This is a genomic window from Streptomyces sp. NPDC044003, from assembly GCF_056435185.1.
Window position 1 is genome coordinate 779,516 of record NZ_JBWKFA010000003.1, and the last position, 17,869, is coordinate 797,384.

A 17,869-nucleotide genomic window follows, 5' to 3' on the forward strand; every position below is an offset into this window, starting at 1 on the left:
CCGCCACCGGACGATCATCGGTGTGGCTCTGTCGAGTGGTCGACCCGGATGACTGGTGCCATGCCTGCGGCTGTCTGGGGGTGCCGGGCGACAGCTTGCTGCGCCGACTGGCGCATGTCCCGCTCGGCTGGCGGGCAACGATCCTGCACATCCGCATCCGCCGCTCCGTTGTTCGGGCTGCGGGCGCGGGCGGGTCTGGCGCCAAGACACGACCGCGACTGCCGCGCCGAGGGCGAAACCTTCGCAGCTCACCACCCTGGTCGGGGAGCTATCGGTACGCGATGAGGACTTCCGCACGTGGTGGGCAGCCCACCACGTAGCCGCCCTCAACGTGGGCACCAAGACCCTGCACCACCCTGTCGTGGGTGAACTCACTCTCGACTGGGACACTCTCACGGCCAGTATCGACCCCGACCAGCAGCTGGTTGTCTGGACCGCCGAGGTCGGCACTCCCTCCCACGATGGACTGCGCCTGCTCGCGTCCTGGTCGGCCGGTGACCTGCAGCCCCACGACAAGGCCGCCCATGACGGTCCGACCCGGGGCGGCTCTTCCTGATCAACCGCAGGTCACGGAGGGAGTCACTTCGGCTCCGGCTGCACGCTCCGGCGCAGTTCCGCGTACCACCGGGTCTCAACGGCGGCCACGGCTCCGAGCACGACGACGACCCCGCCAGCGAGGCCAGCGGCGGCAGCACGATGGCTGCCGGGATCCAAGCGAGAAGCAGGCACACGGCGGCCAGCCGGAACGGCCCCCACACACCTGCGGACAGGCGGCCGAAGAGCAACAGGCCGGCCAGGTAGGTCGCGGCGCCGCCACACAGCGCGCCGGCGTAGAAGCCGCCCAGGCCCTTGCCGCTGTCGGCGTACGCCACGACACCCTCGACGCCGAGAGCGGTCATGACGATGCCCGCGACGATGGGGAAGTGGGCGTAGCCGTACGCGTTGACCGCCAGAGTGAGGCGGGCCTGACCCCGGGTCTGGTAGAGCCGGTGTTCCACGAGCAGGCTCACCACGTCGAAGTACAGCCACCACAGCCCCGCGGCGGCGAGCCCCATGACGGCAGCGGCCAGCAACGCGGTACTGACCGGGCGGTCCACGGCGCCGAGCCCCATCGCGATGAGCGACTCGCCGATCGCGATGATCACGAACAGCTGGTGGCGTTCGGTGAAGTAGGCGGCGCTGTGGATGCGCCAGCTGCCTCTGCGCGAGGTGAGGTAGACACCGCCCCAGTCCACCACGATGGCCGCCGCGTACAGCGCCGTCTGTCACCGTCCGCCGATGATCGCGCCTACGATCAGGAGGGCCGAGCCGCCCAGCACCGGAGGCCAGGACACCGCGATCTGACGCAGGAGACCCCGGTCGCCCCGTGCCAGGTGCGCGTAGATCACGAGGTGCACGCAGCGCACCACCAGATAGGCGCAGGGCAGGACCAGCGGCCCGTAGAGCCCGCCGGGGGTGTCGTCCCAAGCCTCGGGGACGGTCAGCGCCACGACGAAGACGCCGGCCATGGCCACCGTCATGCCCAGGCGCACGGAGCCCAGGTCGGCCTGGGCCTGGTTGCCCAGCCACGCGTAGGCGGACCAGGAGAACCACACCAGGGCGAGCAGCAGCACCCCGTGGAGGATGCCGATACCGCTGTGCTCGCGGGCCATGAAGGCGGTGACCTGGGTGAGCGTGATGACGTAGACGAGGTCGAAGAAGAGCTCGAACGTGGTCACGCGACTACCCAGTACCAGGGCGTGGCCACCCGTCGTGGGCTCGTGTTTCGATCGCCGGTCCGCGCTTCCTGCGTCCACCACTGATGACACCCTTCCTGTCGCGCCGTTGCGAGCACAGTCTGACCGGCCTCGAAGGTGAGAACCGGGAAGGCGATCGGCCGGGTGAGCCGATGGAGTTACTCGGCCGGCTGGCGACGGGACAGGCGGACCTCTTCGATGTCGAGGCGCCGCTGCACCTGACGCAGAACGGTGTCGTCGATCGCGTGCTCGTCGCGCAGCCGCACCACCGTGGCCCGCTTGCGGGCCAGGAGCTCCAGACGCAGCGCCGTGTAGTGCTGGTCATGGCGCAGCACGTCCTCGTCGTCGGCCTCGCCGCCGCTCGCCCGCAGGAACTGCAGGCGGATCTCGTACTCCTGGCGCAGGCGGTCCACGACCGCCGGGTCGGTGCCGAGATCGGCGGCGACCCGCGGAAGCGCGTCGAGGGCTTCTTCGGTGGCCGTCGTCTCGGCGAGGAGGCGCTCCTCCTCCACCGAGGTGTCGTGGGGCATACGTGCCCAGCGGACCACGCGCGGCAGGAGCAGACCCTGTACGACGAGGGTCACGACGATGACCCCCGAGGTGACGAAGATGATCGTGTCGCGGTCCGGGAAGGGCGCGCCCGAGTCCAGCATGGTCGGTACGGACAGGGCGACCGCCAGCGATACGGCCCCACGGAAGCCGGACAGGGCGCTGACCACACGGGCGCGGTAGTCCATCCGGCGCAGCCGCTGCTGCGGGCGGCGGTCCACCAGGCGGATCAGGTACACGACGGCGAAGAGGAAGACGAAGCGCGCCGCGACGACCACCGCGGAGATCGCTCCGACCGCGATCAGCGCGTGGGTGAGGTCAGTGCCGTTCAGGTCTCGCGCGGCCGACTGCGCCTCCAGGCCGACGAGGACGAAGAGGGCTCCGTTGAGTACGAACGTGGCCAGCGACCAGAATTCCTCGCCCTGGCGTCGGGTCGCCGCTCCGACCAGGCGAGGCCCTGCCTGACTCATGATCAGCCCGGCCACCACGACGGCGAGCACGCCGGAGGCGTGGATCAGTTCGGCGAGGAGGAACGCCGTGAAGGGCGTCATGAGCGCGGCCACGTTCCCCAGCAGGGGGTTGCCGAACACGCGACGGATGCGGATGCCGAGCCATGCCGTGAGCGCGCCGGCCGCGGCGCCGCCGACGTACGAGACCAGGAACAACCAGCTGACGTGCGGGACGGTGAAGTGCTCCTCGCCGACCGTGATGCCCACGGCGAGACCGTAGATGACCAGGGCGGTGCCGTCATTGATGAGGCTCTCGGCGCGCAGCAGCGTGACATTGCGGCGCGGGAGTGCCTTGGCGAGGACGCCGACGGCGGTGGCGTCGGTCGGGGCGACGGCCGCGCCAAGCACCCAGGCCGGGCCCCAGCCGAGCCCCAATGCGTGGGCCACGACGGCGACCGCTCCGGCGGTGGCGATCACCAGGGTCGTGCTCAGCAGAATGATGCCGCGCAGGTCGCGGCGGATCTCCCGCAGCGAGGTGTTCAGGCTCTCCCAGTACAGCAGCGCGGGGAGGAACAGCAGCAGCATGGCCTCCGGCGGCAGGTGGACCGCCCGGAGTGCGGGGATGAAGCCCAGCAGCGCACCGATGACGAGCAGCAGTACGGGCGGTGCCACCCTCAGGCGGTGTCCGATGCCCTCCCCGAGGAGGAGAGCCAGGCCGAGGACCACGACGAGTTCAAGGCCGAGCATGTGGAGTCTCCCGTCGGGTCTGGAATCAACTGGTACTGGTGCCCCGTACGGGGGTGTCATGGGGGAGACGCCCCCGTACGGGGTGCTTTCAGGAACGGGCCTGGTCAGGCCAGCGTCGTGGTGTCGATGACGAATCGGTAGCGCACGTCAGAGGCGAGGACGCGGTCGTATGCCTCGTTGATCTTCTCAGCCGGGATGACCTCTACCTCTGCGCCGACGCCGTGTTCGCCGGCGAAGTCGAGCATCTCCTGGGTCTCCGGCAGGCCACCGATGAGCGAGCCGGCGAACGCGCGGCCCTTCATGAGGAGCGAGAAGACGTTGACGGACAGTGGCTCGGCCGGGGCTCCGACGTTGACCAGGGCGCCGTCGACCGCCAGCAGGCCGAGGAAGGCGTCCAGATCGAGTTTGGCGCTTACCGTGTTGATGATCAGGTCGAAGGTGTCGGCCAGCTTCTCGAATGTCTCGGGGTCGCTGGTGGCGTGGTAGTGGTCGGCTCCGAGCTTCCTGCCGTCCTCCTGCTTCTTCAGTGACTGCGACAGCACGGTGACTTCGGCGCCCATGGCGTGGGCGAACTTGACGGCCATGTGACCGAGACCGCCGAAGCCGATGACGGCGACCTTTTTGCCGGGGCCCGCGCCGAAGCGCTTGAGTGGCGAGTACGTGGTGATGCCCGCGCACAGCAGCGGGGCGGCGCTCGCCAGGTCGATGCTCTCCGGCAGCCTGAGGACGAAGCCCTCGTCCACGGTGACGCCGGTGGAGTAGCCGCCCTGGGTGAACTGGCCGTACTTGTCGACGGAGCCGAAAGTGAGGGTGCCGCCGCCCTGGACGCAGTACTGCTCACGGCCGGCCTTGCAGTAGTCACACTCGCGGCAGGAGTCGACCAGGCACCCGACTCCGACCTTGTCGCCGACGGCGTACTTGGTGACTTCGGAGCCGACCTCGGCGACGACGCCGGCGATCTCGTGGCCGGGCACGACGGGGTAGGTCTGGTCGGCCCACTCGCTGCGGGCGTGGTGGATGTCGGAGTGGCAGATGCCGCAGTACTTGATGTCGATGAGGACGTCACGCGGGCCGACCTCGCGGCGCTCGATCGTCATCGGTGAGAGCGGTTCGGTCGCGGATGTGGCTGCGTAGGCGCGTGCGGTGAGCACCGTACTCCTGGTGATCGTGTGGGGGATGGCTGGCGGCCGGTGGCTGGCCGCCATGGTCTGGGAGAGCAGAGGTGGGGTCAGCGGGGATCGAGTCGCATGGTCGTCGAGCTCGCCTCTTCGCTGGTGATGGCCTGGACGATGTACGCGGCGTAGTGCCCGTACTTGGCGCGATAGGCGCCGTCGACGGCGTCGTTGATCTCCTCGTCGGCGTCGACGAAGGTGACGTCCTTGGTCACGCCGTCGGCCTCGACGTGTCCCTCTTGGAGGGCGCGGGTGCCGCGGTACCAGTCGGATCCGGGGCCGTACACGGAACGGACGTAGATGTCGTCATCGACGAGGACGACCCAGATGGTCCGCGGGCTGCTCAGTGCACCGTCGCGGCGCAGGGAGGCGACGTCGAGTTCCTCGGCGTGCTCGATGGTGTCGAGCTCGTCGTCCGTCCAGGTGGTCGTGGTGGTCATGGGTGGTGCTCCTTGCAGGGGTGCTGTGCGGTCGGTCAGCGCTGTGGGGCGGGCCTGAGCAGCAGGCTCGCGGCGGCGGTGAGCAGGACCAGGAGGGCCGCGGTCAGGAGGCTGGTGCGCAGCCCGTGGAGGAAGGTGGTGTGCTGGGCCACCAGGGCACCGAAGATGGCTACGGCGAGGGCCCCGCCGACCTGGCGTGAGGTGTTCAGGACGCCGCTGGCGGTGCCCGCCCGCTCGGCCGGCACGCGGTCGAGCAGCAGCGAGGTGAGCGCCGGGACGGCGAGGGCCCCGCCGGTCCCGACCGGGACCATCAGCAGCACGATCAGCCAGGCGGGTGCCGATGCGTGCGGGATGCACAGAAGTACGAGGCCGGCGGCCATGGCGAGCTGCCCGGTGATGATGGGCATGCGCGGGCCGAACCTCTGGGCGCACCAGGCGGCCGTGGGGCTGGCGACGGCAGTCAGCAGGGTCATCGGCAGGAACGCGAGTCCGGTGGCCAGCGGTGACAGCCCGTGCTCCTGCTGGAGGTAGAGGCTGAGGAGGAAGATCATGCCGTAGAAACCGACGTTCAGGGCGAAGCCGACCGACGCGGAGACCGCCATCGTGCGCTCGCGCAGCAGTGACAGCGGCACCATCGGATGCCGGCCGCGTGCCTGGGCGGCCACGAACACCGTGCCCGCGATCACGGCGACGGCCAGCGCGAGCAGGACCCGAGGGGCCGTGAGGCCGAGGGCGCCGGCCTCGATCGCCGCGAACGTCAGACCGCCCATGGCGGCCACGGCGGCGATCTGCCCGGTCCAGTCGAACGGAGTGTCCGCGCGTCGCGGGGAGCGGGGCGCCCGAGTGAGCAGATACAGCGCGAGGAGACCCACCGGCAGGTTGACGAAGAAGATCATCCGCCAGCTGACCAGGCTCAGAACGCCACCGGCCACAGGACCGGCGGCCGAGCCCACCGAGCCGCCCAGCGCCCACAGCGAGATCGCCCGCGCCCGCTGGGCGGAGTCCGGGAACGCCTCGCGGATCAGCGCCAGCGAGGCCGGCACGATCACCGCGGCACCCGCGCCCTGCACCAGACGCGCCCCGACGAGCACGCCCAGGTTCGGGGCGAGACCACAGATCACCGAGGCCGCGGTGAACAGGGCCAGCCCGCTGCCGAACGCCTGCCGGGCTCCGATGCGGTCGGCGATCGACCCGGCGGACAGAAGCAGCGCGGCGAACATCAGGGTGTAGCCGTCCACCACCCACTGCAGACCGGTGATGCCCGTGTCGAAGCCGCGGCCGATCTCGGGGAGCGCGACGTTGACGATCAGGGCGTCGAGCGTCATCACGAAGAAGCCGAGCAGCGCGGCCGCCAGTGCCCAGCGGGCACCGGTACCGCCTGCGCGGTCCATGTCCAGGCCGGCTGTGCGCCGGGTGGAGGCGAGGGGACTGGACACGGTTTCTCTCCTGCGGATGGGGGGGGGTTCCCAGCGACATCCAGCCTGCTCGCCGCGAGCCTCGCGTGGCAGGGCGGGCTGTGCCAGGGAGCGGTGTTCCGGGGTGTGACAGGACCCCTATGCTGCATTCGTGCTGGTCAGAGACGTAAGGCAGGGAGCCTGTCACACTGGAGTCATGGCACGTGAGCAGCAGGGCGGCAGTAGCGGCACGGAACTGGGGCGCTTCCTGCGCGCCCACCGGGCTCGTGTGACACCTGAGGCGGCGGGGCTGCCGGTCGGCTCCGGCCTGCGGCGCACGCCAGGACTGCGCCGGGAGGAACTGGCCACCCTCGCCGGCGTCAGCATCGACTACTACACCCGCCTGGAGCGCGGCAAGGAGACGAACCCCAGCGCGTCCGTGGTCGACGCCCTGGCCCGGGCCCTGATGCTGGACGAGGCGGAGTACGCGCACCTGCGCGAGCTCGTCGCCCGTGCCGGCCGCAGCCTCGTGCCGCAACCCCCGGGCGAGCTCGACGAAACCGTCCGACCCGGGGTGCAGCTGTTGCTGGACAACCTGCGTCCCTGCCCCGCGTACGTGGTCAGCCGGACGATGGACGTCATCGCCTGCAACCCGAGCGGGCTGCGGCTGTTCGCGGGCATGGCCGACTGGCCCGAGGACGGGCGCAACGTGGTGCGTTACGTCTTCCTCCACCCGCAGGCCCGTGACCTCTTCGACGACTGGGACGACCAGATCCGCGCCTGCGTGGGCCGCCTGCGCGCCTTGGCCGGCATCCGTCCCGAGGCCCCGGACCTGACTCGGCTGGTCGGTGAACTCCATGCCAAGAGCCCGGAGTTCACCGATCTGTGGGAGCGGTACGACGTGCGCTGGCACACCCACGGCAGCAAGACCTTCCACCACCCGGAGGTCGGTGACATCACCCCGGGCTACCAGTCCATGCAGATCGAGGGCACTCCGGGCCAGCGCTTCATCGCCTACTACGCCGAACCGGGCACCACCGACCACGACAAGCTGGTTCTCCTGGACATGACGAGCCCTCAGGACACAACGGTCAGTGGCCGGCTCAGCGGCGACTGAACGAATCCAGGCGCAGGCTCTCGGGGTCGGGCCCGCTGCGGAGCCCCGTGTCGAGCGCGTCGACGGCAGCGACCTCCTCCGGGGTCAGGGAGAAGTCGAAGACGCCGAGGTTCTCCTTGATGCGATGGGGCGTGACCGACTTGGGGATCGCGCACAGGCCGTGCTCGATGTGCCAGCGCAGCACGATCTGGGCGGGCGTCCTGCCGTACTTCGCGGCGAGTTCGACGACCAGCGGCTCCTCCAGAGTGCTCCGGCCGCCGTTCGGGGCGTGCGGCCAGTAGCGGGTGATCCCGCCGATCGGCGACCAGGACTCGGTGACGATGCCGAACTCCTGGTGCATCGCCCGCAGCTCGCGCTGGACGAAGTACGGATGCAGCTCGACCTGGTTGACCGCCGGAACGACGTCCGTACGGTCCATCAGCGTGCGCAGCAGTCCGGGCGTGTGGTTGGAGACCCCGATCGCCCGCACTCGGCCGTCGGCGAGCAGCTTCTCGGCAGCCCTGTACGCGGCGACCCACGGTTCCGGCTCCAGCGGGACCGGCTGGTGCAGCAGGTACAGATCGAGGTACTCCAGGCCCAGGTTGGCGAGGCTGGTGTCGAAGGCGCGCAGGGCGGAGTCGTAGCCGTAATCGGTGAGCCACAGCTTGGTCGTCACGAAGACGTCCGCGCGGTCGATGCCGGAGCGACGGATACCCTCGCCCACCTCCTTCTCATTGCCGTAGGCGGCGGCCGTGTCGATGAGGCGGTAGCCGGACTCGAGAGCGGTCGCGACAGCGGGGACAGTCTCCTCAGGACTGCTCTGGTAGACGCCGAGCCCGAGGGAGGGTATCTCGACACCGTTGTTGAGCTTCAGCAGGGGAGTGCTCATGGGGATTCCTCAGGTGCGCTGGGGATGACTGAATGCCGGGGGCCGACCATCAGCGCGGCGTGGTCGGCCCCTGGCACGGCCTCGGGGTCAGCGGTTGGACAGCTGCATGGCCGCCTCGTCGAGGCGCTCTCCGGTAGCCGGGGTGAGGCTGTTCAGCTTCTCGATCTGTTCCGAGGTCAGCTCGACGGCGTCGGCGGCCGCATTGTCCTCCAGGTGGACGACCCGCTTGGTGCCGGGGATCGGGGCGATGTCGTCGCCCTGGGCCATCAGCCAGGCCAGGGCCACCTGAGCCGGGCTGGCGCCGGCCTCGTCGGCGACGGCCTTGACCTCGTCGGCGATGCGGAGGTTCTGCTCGAAGTTGCCCGGCAGGAAGCGGGGGTTGTTCTTGCGGAAGTCGTCGTCGTCGAACCAGTCGGTCGAGCGGATCGCGCCGGTCAGGAAGCCATGGCCGAGCGGCGACCAGGGCACGAATCCGATGCCCAGTTCCCGGGTCGTCGGAAGGATCTCGGCCTCGGGGTCGCGCGACCACAGCGAGTACTCCGTCTGGAGAGCGGTGATCGGGTGGACGGCGTGCGCCCTGCGGATCGTGGCCGGCGCGGCCTCCGACAGGCCGATGTACCGGATCTTGCCTTCGGCCACCAGCTCGGCCAGCGCGCCCACGGTCTCCTCGATCGGGGTCCGCGGGTCGACGCGGTGCTGGTAGTACAGGTCGATGTAGTCCGTGCCCAGCCGCTTCAGAGAGCCCTCGACGGCGACACGGATGCTGGCGGGGCTGCTGTCGAGGCCGTCCTCTCGGCCGGTGTGCGAGACGAAGCCGAACTTCGACGCAAGCACCACCTGGTCGCGGCGGCCCCGGAGCGCCTTGCCGACCAGCTCCTCGTTGGTGAAGGGCCCGTACACCTCGGCGGTGTCGATGTGGGTGATACCCAGGTCGATCGCCCGATGGATGGTGCGGATGCCCTCCGCTTCATCGGTGTCCTTGCCGGTGTAGAACGCGTTCATGGGCATCGCGCCCAGACCGATGCGGGAGACGTCCAGCTCGCCGAGCTTGATGTGCTGCATGGTGGTGACTCCATTCGGGAGGGGGAGGCGGGAGCGGGAAGAAGGCCGAGTGCCGGAATCCGCGAGTTCCGCCATCTCCACTGTCCGGGCACGTTGGCCTCCAGCGGCAGGCCGCGCTGTGCCAGGGAGCGTCGTTCAGGGGTGTGGCAGGGCCCCTCAGCCGCCTTTCGTGCAGGTCACGGCCTGTCCACAGTGGAGCAGTGTCAGCCGTGAGGGGGTGTGCCGCACCCCTGCACAGCCCTCCCTGGACCCTCACTCCCGGGAAGATCTCTTCTCTTCACCCCGCTCGAAGCAGGTGCGAGGGTCGTTGACGTAACCGCCTCCGGCCGCCCACGGAATTCAGGGTCGTCACCGGCGCGGTCGAGGCGTCGGAAGGCGCCTGCCGTCCCCATGAGAGAACCAAGGTCTCCCCACCATGTCACTCCCTGTCAGCCTGCCCGATCCACGTCGGTGGAAGGCTCTGATCTTCATCTCGCTCGCGCAGCTGCTGGTGGTCCTGGATGTGACCATCACCAACATCGCGCTGCCCTCACTTCAGGACGACCTGGGCATATCCGTCGCCAACCGGCACTGGGTGATCACCGCCTACGCCCTTGCCTTCGGCGGCCTGCTGCTCTTGTGCGGTCGTCTCGCCGACCTGTGGGGCCGCAAGCCGACGTTCGTCATCGGTCTGGCCGGCTTCGCGGTGGCCTCTGTACTCGGTGGCGCCGCCGTCAACGAGACGATGCTGTTCGCCGGCCGGGCCCTGCAGGGTCTGTTCGCCGCTCTGCTCGCTCCCTCCGCGATGTCCCTGCTCACGGTGATGTTCACCGACGCCAAGGAACGCGCCAAGGCGTTCGGCATCTTCGCCGCCATCGCCGGTGCCGGCGGCGGCGTCGGTCTGCTGCTCGGCGGCGTGCTCACCGAGTACATGAACTGGCGCTGGACGTTCTTCGTCATCGTCCCCTTCGCCGTCGTCGGCGCCATAGGCGGCGCGGCCACCATCCGCGAGCCGGCCGAGTCCCGCAACAGCGCCCGACTCGACATCCCCGGCACGATCCTGGCCACCACCGGCCTGATCGCCCTCGTGTACGGCTTCAGCCACGCCGAGACCGCTGGCTGGTCGGACTCCGTCACGGTCGGCATGTTCGTCGCCGCGGCCGTGCTGCTCGCCGTGTTCGTCCTGGTCCAGGCGAAGAAGCAGGCTCCTCTGCTCCCCCTCCGAGTCGTCACCGAACGCAACCGCGCCGGCGCCTACCTCGTCGTCGCCCTCGCCGGTAGCGCGATGCTCAGCGTCTTCCTGTTCCTGACGTACTTCCTGCAGTCCGTCAAGGGCTACTCGCCGATGCTGACCGGCTTCGCCATCTTCCCTATGCTCGTCGGCCTGATGGTCAGCTCGACGCAGATCTCCGCACGCCTGCTGCCGTACGTACGGCCCCGCACGCTGATCCTGCCCGGCCTGATCGCCGCCACCGTCGGCATGGTGCTGCTCGCCCTGCTCGACACCGACAGTGGCTACGCCACCCACGTACTGCCCGCGCTGATCCTGCTCGGCTTCGGACTGGGCACGGCCATCATGACGTCCATTCAGATGGGCACCCACGGCGTCGAGCCCACGGACGCGGGCGTGGCCTCGGCCACCGTCAACGCCTCGCAGCAGATCGGTGGCGCGGTGGGCGCCGCCCTGCTGAACACGGTCGCGGCCTCCGCCACGGCCGCGTACGCGGCCGGCCACCTCACCGGCGGGCGGGAAGCGGTGGCCCTCGCGAGCATGACCCACGGCTACACCACCGCCTTCTGGTGGGCAACGGCCTTCCTCGCCCTTGCGTTCGTGATCGCGGCGGCCCTCGTCAACGCCGGCAAGCCCAGCAGCCCCTCGCAGGTGGCGGCGGGCAACGACGCGCGGGACGCCGTGGAAGCGGACGCTCCGATCATGATCCACCGACCAGCGCGGCTGGCCGCTGGGCGTGATCACGGTACAGCTGAACCACAACGGGTACGGCCTCCCTGCTTTTAAGGGGCGGCCGTACCCGCTGTATGCGCACGCGCACGCGGGCATCTGCGAAGCCCGCGACCCCGGTTGCGCGGCCCGGAATCCCTCGCTTCTGTCGGGAAGGTGCCGGTGCGCATGCGGGACCGCCGGGCCGGGGTGATCGAACTGGCTCTCATCCCAGATCACTCTGCACGGAGTAGGGGATCTCCGTGAAGTCGGCGTGCAGGCGCCGATGATGGTCCAGCAGCCGCACCGGGCCGGTGAGAGCCACCCGCGCCGTCAGCCGGGGCTCGGTACTCGATGAGCTGAGCCTCAGTTCGAGCTCTCCCGGTTCGACCCTGCGTGTCCCGTCCCGCCCGGTGAACGACGCGAGGTCCGGGGGAACGGTCACCGCGACCCGCGTCTTTTCGCCGGCGGCCAGGTCGAGGCGGTAGTAGCCGATGAGCCTCTGCACGGGCTGGACCACCGATGCGACAGGGTCGTGCAGATAGAGCTGCACCAGTTCGCTGCCCGTGCGCCCGCCGGTGTTCCGGACGGTGAGGGAGAGCCGGAACTCGCCGTTCGTGGTCGCCTCGGCTTGGTCGACGGCGAGGTCGCTCCAAGTGAAGGTGGTGTAAGTCAGTCCGTGCCCGAAGCCGAACGCAGGGGTCGGATCGATGGTCGATACGTCGCTGGCGTGACCGAGGCGAGCAGCGAGGTAGGTGGACGGCTGGGCGCCAGGGTGTCGGGGGACGCTCACGGGCAGCCGTCCGCTGGGGTCGGTCCGTCCGCTGAGTACGGAGGCGATTGCGGCCGTTCCTTCCTCCCCAGGGAAGAAGGCCTGGATGATGGCAGCCGATTCGTCCATGGCGCGGCCGAGAGCGTAGGGGCGCCCGGCCTTCGCGCTCGAGAACAGCCACCTCATCGGACTGCTGATCAGTGAGCTGGACCAGCTGCCCGAGGAGCCCGCAAGCAGAGTGTGCAGGCGCAGCGCGACTATCTCGACCTCTGGCAGAAGATCCTCGTCCAGGCCGTGCCCGGCTTGGACCCCATGGAGTCCAAGCTCCGGGTCCGCGCCGCATTCACCGTGATTGACAATGTCGCCCGCACCGGCCGGCTCGCCGCCCGACCCGACGTCGCCGACCGGCTCGCCGACATCGGTGCGGCCCTGCTGATCAACCGCTGATCCCCGGGACGCCGGGGGCCGAAGCGCGGCGCGCGCTGACCGTCAGAGCGGCGTGGGTCGCTTACTGACCATCGAAGAAGTCGTGCCCGGTCGCACCGTCTGGCGGAACTCACCGTCGGCCTACGTCCTACACGCCCGCAGCCCCAGGACGTAACCGGACTCCTCGCCGCGGGCCCCGGCGGACAGCAGCCTCAAGGGCTGAGCCGCAAGCCGGTCCGTGTATGGCCCGGAACTGCTGGTCGGGATTGGGATATGGGTGGGATGAACTGGGCGAAGAGGAGCATGTCGACTTGACGGCGTGTTACAGGATGCGGTCGCGGTCCGAAGTGCCGCTTCCCGGCGGAGGTGCGGTGGGCAGTGACCCCGCCTTGGCGACCTTCAGGGACAAGCTGTACCTGTTCTATCGTCGCCCCTGAGCATCCGTCGGTGTTCGGGCCGCATTCTGGCAAAGGAAATTGGAGGCGCTCGCGGAGCCAGGGGATGAATGCGGCGAGGCTGATAGCGGCCGTGTGTCGGGCGGCGAGTTCGTCGAAGCGGGTGGCGATCGCACGGAACTGTTTCAGGCGGCCGAAGCAGGGCTCGATCACGTCGTGGGCCTTGTAGAGCTCGTGGTCGAACGCTGGTGGGTCTGTCCGCGCCAGGCCTGCGGCGGGGCCGTCCGGCGCCGACCCGAGACACCCGCAGCTTCTCCAGAACGGTGTCGAAAACAGTCGAGTTTCCAGCCGTGAGAATGTTCACGGTGACGTTCACCTGCGGTTGAACATAGTGGACATGTCCGTGATCTGGGTAGCCGGCGCGCCATTCCATCCTCTCGAGTGCCGAGCGCCACTGCGGCGGCTCGGGCGGGTTCAGGCGGCGGCGTCTTGGAGCCGTCCGGGTTCGAGGACGGTGATGCGTCCGCAGGGGAGGCGGAGGAGGCCGTGGTCGGCGTATTCACGTAGCGCCTTGGTGCAGGTCTCGCGGGAGGTGCCGGTGAGGGCGGCGAGTTGTTCGTGGGTAAGGGCGATCTGCGGGTGGCGTCCGACGGGGTGCAGTGGGCTCGCCGGGGGCTGGGAGCTGGGTGGCAGCCCCTTCGGCCCCGCGCCGGCTCCAGTTACGAGGTCCGAAGCCGGCGCGGGGCCCCCGCATCCGGTCGCTACACGCCAGGGACGGTGTGGCTGAGCGGGTCGGCCTCTCCGGGGCCGTTCGGCTGCCGCACTGGGGAGTCTGCATCGGAACGCCGCTTCTGGGTCCTGGTGTAGAAGGTGTAGGCGGCGAACACCACCAGGACCCAGGCGCCTGAGACGAGCAGTGATATGCGGGTCTCAGGCAGGAGGGCGATGCAGACCAGGACCGCGGCGACGAACGCCAGGGCGAGGTAGTTGCTGTAGGGGTGGAGCGGCATCTTGTAGCGGATCTGGTCCTCCTGGCCGTTGCGCCTCTTGGCCTTCCGGAACCTGAGGTGGCTGATCAGGATCGATCCCCAGGCGCATATCAGGCCGAAGACGGTGACGGAGGAGAAGACCGTGAAGACCTGATCGGGCATCAGGATGTTGAGCAGTACTCCGGCGGCCATCGTCACGAAGACCGCCATGACCGCCCTGGACGGCACGTTCCGGTTGTTGACGGTGGAGAGGAACTTCGGCGCGTTGCCCTGGAGGGACAGGTTGTAGAAGGTGCGGCTGTTGGTGAAGACGGCTGAGTTCACCGCTGACAGGACGGCGGTGATGACGACGACGTTCATGACCGTCGCCGCGGCCGGAATCCCGATCCTGGTGAACACCGTCACGAAGGGGCTTCCCGACCCAGTCAGCGAGGTCCACGGGAAGAGGGTGACGAGCACGGTGATGGCGCCGACGTAGAAGATCATGAGTCGCCAGAAGGTCGCGTTGACGGCCTTGGGCATCGTTGTGCCGACGTTTTTTGCCTCCCCCGCGGCGATGCCCAGGTTCTCCACGCCGCCGAAGGAGAAGGCGACCATGACGATGGCGAGGAAGGCGGCGCTGACTCCGTTGGGGAAGAAGCCGCCGTGATCGTGGAGATTGCCGAAGCCGACGGCCTCACCGCCGTTGCCGACTCCGAAGAAGATCATGGCGAAGCCGAAGACGATCAGGGCGACGATCGCCGCCACCTTGACGATGGCGAACCAGAACTCCGCTTCGCCGTAGAACTTCACCCCGATCACGTTGACGGTGAACATCACCGCGACCGCTACTGCTGCGGTCGCCCAGATCGGCACGTGGGGGAACCAGTACTGGACGTAGTGGCCCAGTACGTTGAGCTCCGCCGCGGTGGTGGCGAGGAGGAAGATGAACGCGTTCCACCCGTTGAGGAAGCCGGCGAATCGGTGGATGTAGCGGTTCGCGTAGGAGATGTAGGCGCCGGACACCGGTTCTTCGACCGACATCTCGCCCAGGGCCCGCATGATGAAGTAGATCGCCACGGAGGCGACGGCGTACGTCGCGATGATGGAGGGGCCGGCGGTCGCGACCGCCCACCCGGAGCCGTAGAACAGGCCGGTTCCGATGGCGCCGCCGATGGCGATCATCTGGATGTGCCGACTCTTGAGATCCCGCTTGAGATCTTCTCTCTCGTAGTCCTTCGCGGTGCCTGCGGTCATGTCACTACTCCCTTGAACGAAGGGGGTGTTGCTCTGACGAAGGGGCGCATCCAGGTACGGGATTGCCGTGTGGGCGTACTGCGGCGGCTGACGCCCGTGGCCAGGCCACGGGCGCGCGGGTCGTGTCAGGCGAGGGAGATGACGGCCTCGATCTCGACCGGGGCCCGCATCGGCAGTGCGGCGACGCCGACGGCGGAGCGGGCGTGCCTGCCTCGCTCGCCCAGTGCCTCGACGAACAGGTCGGAAGCCCCGTTGGCGACCAGGTGGTGCTCCGCGAAGGCGGGGACGCCGGCGACGAACACCGTGATCTTCAGGAGCTGTTCGATCCGGTCGAGTTCGCCCAGGGCGGCTTTGGCCTGGGCCAGGACGTTGGCCGCGCACCAGCGTGCGGCGAGCTGTCCGGTGGCGACGTCCAGGTCCCGGCCGAGCAGCCCGGTGGCGACCAGGTTTCCGTCGAGCAGCGGCAGCTGGCCGGAGGTGCGCAGCAGGTTGCCGGACAGTGTGTACGGCAGGTAGTTCGCGACAGACCGGGCCGGCTGCGGCAGGGGTACGCCGAGGTCCTTCAGGCGGGTCTCGATGGCGGATGTCATGGCGTGGTCTCCCCTTCTCACAGGTCCTCGACGGCCGTGATCAGCCGCCGTACGGCTTCGTCGACCGTGGAGCGGGGGCAGCCCAGGTTCACCCGCATGTAGCCGTGGCCCTCGGACCCGAACTTCTGTCCCTTGTCCAGCCACAGGCGGGCCTTGGTGAGCATGAACTTGTCCAGGGACTCGGCGTCCATCCCGAGGCCCCGGCAGTCCATCCACGCCAGGTAGAGGGAGTCGGCCGGCAGCACCCTCACCTTCGAAGTGGCGCCGTTGACCGCCTGCGCGAAGTGCGTGTGGTTGCCGCGGAGGTAGGCGAGCTGCTTCTCCAGCCACGGCTCGCCGTGCGCGTAGGCGGCTTCGGCGGCGACCATGCCCAGGACGTTGACGAGGGGGAAGAGGTTGCGCTCGTACTGGCGGGCCAGTTCTTCGCGGAGCCTCGGGTCGGGGACGAAGACGTTGGCGCTCTGTAGGCCAGGGAGGTTGAAGGTCTTGCTGGGCGCCGTACAGGTGATGCTGTTGCGTGCGAACTCCGGGCCGAGCGAGGCGAACGGGATGTGCTTCTTGTCCGGGTTGAGGATGAGGTCCTGGTGGATCTCGTCGGAGATGACCAGGACGCCGTGCCGGGCGCAGATCTCGCCCATGGCCATGAGTTCATCCTCGGTCCAGACGTTGCCGGTGGGGTTGTGGGGGTGGCTGAGGATGAACAGCTTGGTGTCGGGCCTGATGGCGGCCTCGAAGGTCCGGGCGTCGAAGCGGTAGCCGTCGTCGGTCCGCTCCAGCGGTGCGAACGCGAGGTGGCGGCCGTTGAGCAGGACGTCGTTGTGGAAGTGGGCGTAGACCGGCGGCTGGATCAGGACCGAGTCGCCCGGCGCGGAGAACGCCTGCACCGCGGTCTTGAGGGTGGTGATGATGCCCGCGGTCTGCAGCACCCACTCTCGCGGCACCTCCCAGCCGAACCGGTTGGCCTGCCAGCCGGTCACCGCGTCGAGGTAGCTGTCGGTCGCGCCGCCGGGGTAGCCGAAGACGCCGTGGTCCACGGCCTGGTGGAGCGCGTCGAGTACCGCCCGGGGAGCCTTGAAGTCGGTGTCGGCGACCCACATCGGCAGTGGATCGGCCGCGGCCTCGTCGGCCGCGAGGAGCTGGTGGGCGTAGGCCCACTTCATGGAGTTGGAGTTCTTGCGGTCCACGACGGTGTCGAAGACCGATCCCGTCGCTGTGGTGTCGATTGCCATGGCCGGATGCTAGCTACGAAAGAGGGCAAAATGTTCGTGAACTTTGCCCTTGATCGGCCCTCTAGGGCTATATTTTTGCCCATGGATGTAACTGACCGCAAAATTGTTGCCCTCCTCCAGGCTGAGGGGCGGATCACGCTCACCGATCTGGCCGAGAAGGTCCGGCTGAGCGTGTCCCGGTGTCAGCGGCGCGTGCGTGACCTGGAGGCGGCCGGGATCATCCGCGGCTATCGCGCGGACGTCGATGCCGCGGCCCTGGGATACGGGTTCGAGGTTCTGCTCTTCGCCACGCTCACCCGGCCCGACGCCGTGACCGAGTTCGACGCCGCTCTCGCCGGGATCCCGGAGGTGATCGAGGCGCAGAGGCTGTTCGGCGAACCCGACTATCTGATCCGCGTGGTCAGTGCCGACCTGCCGTCCTACCAGCGTCTCTACGAGTCCGTGCTCGTTCACCTTCCCGGCGTGCGCGGCCTCAACTCGACCATCGTGATGAAGCAAACCGTCCACCCCCGCCCCCTGCCGGGGCGACCGCCGCGCGACATGACGTCGCCGGTGTCCGGGTCGTGAGGGCGCCGAGCTGAGCACAGCGGACCGCCCCATCGTGCTGGCCGACGCGCGGCGGGGCGGAGGTGCGATGTCTGTCGTCGTGGGGTTGATCAGGGTGTCGCGGAGGGGCGAGCGGTTCCCGACGACGGCGATGAGCTACTCGGTATGCTCGCGCGGAGTGTTCCGGGGCGTCGATGTGGAGGCGGATGCGCACCTGCCGCAGAGTTGGGCGGA

The 17,869-nt window shown here is 68.9% G+C and carries 14 protein-coding genes and 5 pseudogenes; 6 read left to right on the top strand and 13 right to left on the bottom strand.

Annotated features, from left to right (window positions below):
* Positions 1–29: 29 nt before the first annotated feature.
* Positions 30–247 (top strand): annotated as a pseudogene (locus tag AC07AW_RS15380) (ISL3 family transposase); the annotation flags it as partial.
* Positions 248–493, top strand: a pseudogene (locus AC07AW_RS15385) (MmyB family transcriptional regulator); the annotation flags it as partial.
* Here the strand turns inward: AC07AW_RS15385 and AC07AW_RS15390 are convergent.
* The 5 genes and pseudogenes from AC07AW_RS15390 to AC07AW_RS15410 all read right to left on the bottom strand — a co-directional run bounded on the left by AC07AW_RS15390 (position 393) and on the right by AC07AW_RS15410 (position 6,529).
* Positions 393–1,808: pseudogene (locus AC07AW_RS15390) on the bottom strand (low temperature requirement protein A). The pseudogenes AC07AW_RS15385 and AC07AW_RS15390 sit on opposite strands and share 101 nt — an antisense overlap.
* 86 nt (positions 1,809–1,894) lie before the next feature.
* Positions 1,895–3,481 (bottom strand): Na+/H+ antiporter, encoded by a 1,587-nt coding sequence (locus AC07AW_RS15395; RefSeq protein WP_478815922.1) that lies wholly within the window; start codon positions 3,479–3,481, stop codon positions 1,895–1,897.
* A 104-nt stretch (positions 3,482–3,585) separates the two neighbouring features.
* Positions 3,586–4,632, bottom strand: coding sequence for an NAD(P)-dependent alcohol dehydrogenase (locus AC07AW_RS15400; RefSeq protein ID WP_478815923.1), 1,047 nt, complete (start codon positions 4,630–4,632; stop codon positions 3,586–3,588).
* A gap of 77 nt (positions 4,633–4,709) precedes the next feature.
* On the bottom strand, positions 4,710–5,093 hold the full coding sequence (locus AC07AW_RS15405; RefSeq protein WP_478815924.1) for a DUF2255 family protein: 384 nt from the start codon (positions 5,091–5,093) through the stop codon (positions 4,710–4,712).
* Positions 5,094–5,128: 35 nt separating this feature from the next.
* Positions 5,129–6,529, bottom strand: coding sequence for an MFS transporter (locus AC07AW_RS15410; RefSeq protein ID WP_478815925.1), 1,401 nt, complete (start codon positions 6,527–6,529; stop codon positions 5,129–5,131).
* A gap of 175 nt (positions 6,530–6,704) precedes the next feature.
* Between AC07AW_RS15410 and AC07AW_RS15415 the strand changes: the two genes are divergently transcribed.
* Positions 6,705–7,604, top strand: a complete 900-nt coding sequence (locus AC07AW_RS15415; protein WP_478815926.1) for a helix-turn-helix transcriptional regulator — start codon at positions 6,705–6,707, stop codon at positions 7,602–7,604.
* Here AC07AW_RS15415 and AC07AW_RS15420 read toward each other — a convergent pair.
* Entirely contained in the window at positions 7,591–8,472 is an 882-nt protein-coding gene (locus AC07AW_RS15420; protein WP_478815927.1) for an aldo/keto reductase, read from the bottom strand. The two genes, AC07AW_RS15415 and AC07AW_RS15420, sit on opposite strands and share 14 nt — an antisense overlap.
* Positions 8,473–8,559: 87 nt before the next feature.
* A complete protein-coding gene (locus AC07AW_RS15425) occupies positions 8,560–9,534 on the bottom strand; it encodes an aldo/keto reductase (RefSeq protein WP_478815928.1) in 975 nt (324 codons plus the stop codon).
* Between the two features lie 415 nt (positions 9,535–9,949).
* On the opposite strand from AC07AW_RS15425, the gene AC07AW_RS15430 reads away from it, so the two are divergent.
* On the top strand, positions 9,950–11,530 hold the full coding sequence (locus AC07AW_RS15430; protein ID WP_478815929.1) for an MFS transporter: 1,581 nt from the start codon (positions 9,950–9,952) through the stop codon (positions 11,528–11,530).
* A gap of 148 nt (positions 11,531–11,678) precedes the next feature.
* Here the strand turns inward: AC07AW_RS15430 and AC07AW_RS15435 are convergent.
* Positions 11,679–12,383 (bottom strand): annotated as a pseudogene (locus tag AC07AW_RS15435) (fibronectin type III-like domain-contianing protein); the annotation flags it as partial.
* 81 nt (positions 12,384–12,464) lie between these two features.
* Between AC07AW_RS15435 and AC07AW_RS15440 the strand changes: the two are divergent.
* Complete coding sequence (locus AC07AW_RS15440; protein WP_478815930.1) at positions 12,465–12,671, top strand: hypothetical protein; 207 nt, start codon at positions 12,465–12,467, stop codon at positions 12,669–12,671.
* A 440-nt stretch (positions 12,672–13,111) separates the two neighbouring features.
* Here AC07AW_RS15440 and AC07AW_RS15445 read toward each other — a convergent pair.
* The 5 genes and pseudogenes from AC07AW_RS15445 to AC07AW_RS15465 form a co-directional block, all read right to left on the bottom strand.
* Positions 13,112–13,403: pseudogene (locus AC07AW_RS15445) on the bottom strand (IS5/IS1182 family transposase); the annotation flags it as partial.
* A gap of 116 nt (positions 13,404–13,519) precedes the next feature.
* Complete coding sequence (locus tag AC07AW_RS15450) at positions 13,520–13,738, bottom strand: helix-turn-helix domain-containing protein (protein WP_478816257.1); 219 nt, start codon at positions 13,736–13,738, stop codon at positions 13,520–13,522.
* 68 nt (positions 13,739–13,806) lie between these two features.
* The gene (locus AC07AW_RS15455) at positions 13,807–15,270 is read right to left on the bottom strand and encodes an amino acid permease (RefSeq protein ID WP_478815931.1); all 1,464 of its coding nucleotides are present in this window, start codon (positions 15,268–15,270) and stop codon (positions 13,807–13,809) included.
* 125 nt (positions 15,271–15,395) lie between these two features.
* Positions 15,396–15,860 (bottom strand): RidA family protein, encoded by a 465-nt coding sequence (locus AC07AW_RS15460; protein ID WP_478815932.1) that lies wholly within the window; start codon positions 15,858–15,860, stop codon positions 15,396–15,398.
* Between the two features lie 17 nt (positions 15,861–15,877).
* Positions 15,878–17,089, bottom strand: coding sequence for a MalY/PatB family protein (locus tag AC07AW_RS15465; RefSeq protein WP_478815933.1), 1,212 nt, complete (start codon positions 17,087–17,089; stop codon positions 15,878–15,880).
* A gap of 81 nt (positions 17,090–17,170) precedes the next feature.
* Here AC07AW_RS15465 and AC07AW_RS15470 point away from each other — a divergent pair, with 81 nt between their 5' ends.
* Positions 17,171–17,656, top strand: coding sequence for an Lrp/AsnC family transcriptional regulator (locus AC07AW_RS15470; RefSeq protein WP_478815934.1), 486 nt, complete (start codon positions 17,171–17,173; stop codon positions 17,654–17,656).
* Positions 17,657–17,869: the final 213 nt, after the last annotated feature.

Coding starts and splice junctions, on each gene's coding strand:
- AC07AW_RS15395 (WP_478815922.1), bottom strand. CDS start 3,481: ATGCTCGGCCTTGAACTCGTCGTGGTCCTCGGCCTGGCTCTCCTCCTC.
- AC07AW_RS15415 (WP_478815926.1), top strand. CDS start 6,705: ATGGCACGTGAGCAGCAGGGCGGCAGTAGCGGCACGGAACTGGGGCGC.
- AC07AW_RS15420 (WP_478815927.1), bottom strand. CDS start 8,472: ATGAGCACTCCCCTGCTGAAGCTCAACAACGGTGTCGAGATACCCTCC.
- AC07AW_RS15405 (WP_478815924.1), bottom strand. CDS start 5,093: ATGACCACCACGACCACCTGGACGGACGACGAGCTCGACACCATCGAG.
- AC07AW_RS15470 (WP_478815934.1), top strand. CDS start 17,171: ATGGATGTAACTGACCGCAAAATTGTTGCCCTCCTCCAGGCTGAGGGG.
- AC07AW_RS15465 (WP_478815933.1), bottom strand. CDS start 17,089: ATGGCAATCGACACCACAGCGACGGGATCGGTCTTCGACACCGTCGTG.
- AC07AW_RS15460 (WP_478815932.1), bottom strand. CDS start 15,860: ATGACATCCGCCATCGAGACCCGCCTGAAGGACCTCGGCGTACCCCTG.
- AC07AW_RS15430 (WP_478815929.1), top strand. CDS start 9,950: ATGTCACTCCCTGTCAGCCTGCCCGATCCACGTCGGTGGAAGGCTCTG.
- AC07AW_RS15425 (WP_478815928.1), bottom strand. CDS start 9,534: ATGCAGCACATCAAGCTCGGCGAGCTGGACGTCTCCCGCATCGGTCTG.
- AC07AW_RS15455 (WP_478815931.1), bottom strand. CDS start 15,270: ATGACCGCAGGCACCGCGAAGGACTACGAGAGAGAAGATCTCAAGCGG.